This window comes from Priestia sp. P5_B4 (genome assembly GCF_056400385.1).
In genome coordinates this window covers 1-2,753 of sequence record NZ_JBFULJ010000504.1, presented here as the reverse complement: position 1 = coordinate 2,753, position 2,753 = coordinate 1, and the positions used below count along the sequence as shown (strand labels likewise).

Sequence of the window (2,753 nt, the reverse complement as noted above, 5' to 3'; positions counted from 1 at the left end):
ATTCGGTCCACCTAAGGCAAAGCTTATAAATTTGGCTTGATGTCGACGCTGTTTATCCATATCCGTATGCTCGAAAAAGTGACTGACCGTTTCATCTTTTAACACGAGCTCAGAATAAAAATAATCAACTACTTTTTCAATAGCTTCTTGTCCTCCCACTTTTTCATACAATGTTTGTTCCAAAACAATTCCTCCTTTTGTACCTTTCCCCATTATTACCCAATAGAAGTGTTCATATTCTTTAAAAGGCTTCTTTATGGAAATTCGTTGTCCCCATGTTTTATTCCTCTTCCACATAAAGAATAAAATGTAAAGAAATGAACACAATGTAAAGGAATTGTAGAAGCTGCATGTAACATCTTTCGTTACTGGGCTTTAGGAATCATTACATTTTGATAAGCACTTATCTAGTACACGTAAGTATAAGCCGGCACGCCTTTTACTCCTACTCGGCATGAAAAAAGAGAGCCGGCAGCTTCTTCGTATTTTTCTTCTTCCTTAGCTGTGGTGATAAATAAGGTTTGTAAATCGTCTCCTCCAAATGTACAGCAGGTTACATTGGAAACAGGAAGATGAATAGATTCTATAATTTCTCCTTTATCTGGATCTACACAAATGACTTTCGAACCTCCCCAAAGCGCTACCCATAATCGGTCGTGTTCATCAATTGTCATTCCATCAGGAAACCCGTCCATATCTGAAAGGTCAATCACCACTTTTTCATCTTCGAGCCTTGTTGTTTCTTTGGAAAATGAATAAGACATAATTTTATTTTTCGGTGAATCAACCAGAAAGAATTTGTCTCCTGTTCGATTCCAAGCTAGCCCGTTTGACACGCTTAATCCTTCTTTAGCGCTCTTAATGACACCTTTTTCATCTACTACGTACAGCTGGGCTTTTCCTTCTTCATCTTCTTCACTCATCGTTCCAATCCAAAAGCGATTATATGGATCACATTTCCCGTCATTAAAACGCATGGTTTTTTCAAGAGTATCTAAACAGATATACTCTTCATGATTCTTTTTGTTTTTATCAACTAAAAGCAGCTGATTACGGGTGGAGACAATCAATTTTGAATGATTGGTTTTAGAAACACTTGTAACGACTGAAGGAAGAGCAATATCTTCTAAGGTTGTCGTTTTTGGATCGTACGTAAGAAGCTTTTTATCTAAGATGTCTACTAGCACTAATTTTTGATTTTCTTCATCCCATAGGGGTCCTTCAAGCAAACGGCCATCGTACTTTTTTTCAATTTTTGCTTCCATTTTCAAGCTCCTTTATCGTTTTTATGTACAAGCATTTTTTTATAATCGCTTTCTCAAAAAAATATTCTTTTAAACAAATAAAAAAAGCTAGGAATATCTTTCCTTTTTCATAAATACCCGTTGTATGACATTCTTTAAACACCAGGTTCTAAGAGAATCTTTTCATAAAAAAGCAGCACGCTTTGTATAGCGTGCTGCTTTTTTTTATTATAAAGTTACGTGTTCTTTTTCGAGCTCTTTAACACGTGCTGCAAACTCTTCTTCTGTTAAACTGTGTTCTTTTACATAGCGGTTACGAGGGCTCACTCGGCATTCATGTGAACAAGCGCGTAAATATTTGTGTTCATTTTCTTCAGAAGCTAAGATTTTCTTATTGCATTCTGGGTTTGCGCAGTTAACATAACGTTCACAAGGCTCACCGGTAAAGTGGTCTTTTCCGACAATCACATGCTCTTTTTGGTTAACTGGTACGCTAATGCGTTCATCAAATACATAGCACTGACCGTCCCATAATTCACCTTGTACTTCAGGGTCTTTTCCGTATGTTACAATCCCTCCATGAAGCTGGCTTACGTCTTCAAAACCTTCTTCAAGAAGCCACCCAGAGAATTTTTCACAGCGAATACCGCCTGTGCAGTAAGTTAAGATTTTTTTATCTTCAAACTGATCTTTGTTGTCGCGAATCCATTCAGGAAGCTCACGGAAGTTTCGAATATCCGGACGAACAGCTCCTCGGAAATGACCTAAATCGTATTCATAATCATTTCGTGCATCAATTACGACCGTATTCTCATCTTGCATCGCTTGATGAAATTCTTTTGGGCTTAAGTAATTACCCGTTACGCGAAGAGGATTCACATCTTCTTCTAATCGAAGAGTTACTAATTCTTTACGGTGACGCACGTGCATTTTTTTGAACGCATGTTCATCTGCTTCGTCTATTTTAAATACAATACCTTCAAAACGAGGATCATTTTTCATCGTTTCCATGTATTTATCTGTTTGTTCAACTGTTCCTGATACCGTTCCATTGATCCCTTCAGCCGCAATTAAAATACGTCCTTTTAATTCAAGCTCTTTACAAAATGCCAAGTGCTGATCTGTAAACTCTTCAGGATTTTCAATTGGAGTGTACAAATAATATAATAGTACTTGATATGGTTTTCTTTCAGTCATGTTGCTTCTTCCACCTATCTGTTTATATTTGCAAGATATAATGCATGTAGGTCGGTTATTGTGAACCGAATTGATGGTAACAATTCATTACTTAAAGGTACATTACGACAAAAACAACATCCTTTTTATAAGGATGCTTCTATCTAAAAAGTATTACAGTGAATGATTGTTTCAAAAACATACAGTATTTAAGCCTGTAATAGTATAACATATCAAAGCGTTTACTTCTAGGATTTGTTCTTCAATAAAAATTTTATTGACGGGATACGTTCTACATGAATGTGCCCGCGCATACATGATGAGATATAAATC

At 36.4% G+C, this 2,753-nt stretch carries 3 protein-coding genes; all 3 read right to left on the bottom strand.

What is annotated here, in order from left to right:
• A partial coding sequence (locus AC1DRF_RS22035; RefSeq protein WP_477741698.1) for a truncated hemoglobin occupies positions 1–213 on the bottom strand: 213 nt, incomplete at its 3' end.
• A 194-nt stretch (positions 214–407) separates the two neighbouring features.
• Entirely contained in the window at positions 408–1,265 is an 858-nt protein-coding gene (locus AC1DRF_RS22030) for an SMP-30/gluconolactonase/LRE family protein (RefSeq protein ID WP_477741697.1), read from the bottom strand.
• A 207-nt stretch (positions 1,266–1,472) separates the two neighbouring features.
• Positions 1,473–2,441, bottom strand: coding sequence for an oxygen-dependent tRNA uridine(34) hydroxylase TrhO (trhO, locus tag AC1DRF_RS22025; protein WP_377573656.1), 969 nt, complete (start codon positions 2,439–2,441; stop codon positions 1,473–1,475).
• Positions 2,442–2,753: the final 312 nt, after the last annotated feature.

Coding starts and splice junctions, on each gene's coding strand:
- AC1DRF_RS22030 (WP_477741697.1), bottom strand. CDS start 1,265: ATGGAAGCAAAAATTGAAAAAAAGTACGATGGCCGTTTGCTTGAAGGA.
- trhO (WP_377573656.1), bottom strand. CDS start 2,441: ATGACTGAAAGAAAACCATATCAAGTACTATTATATTATTTGTACACT.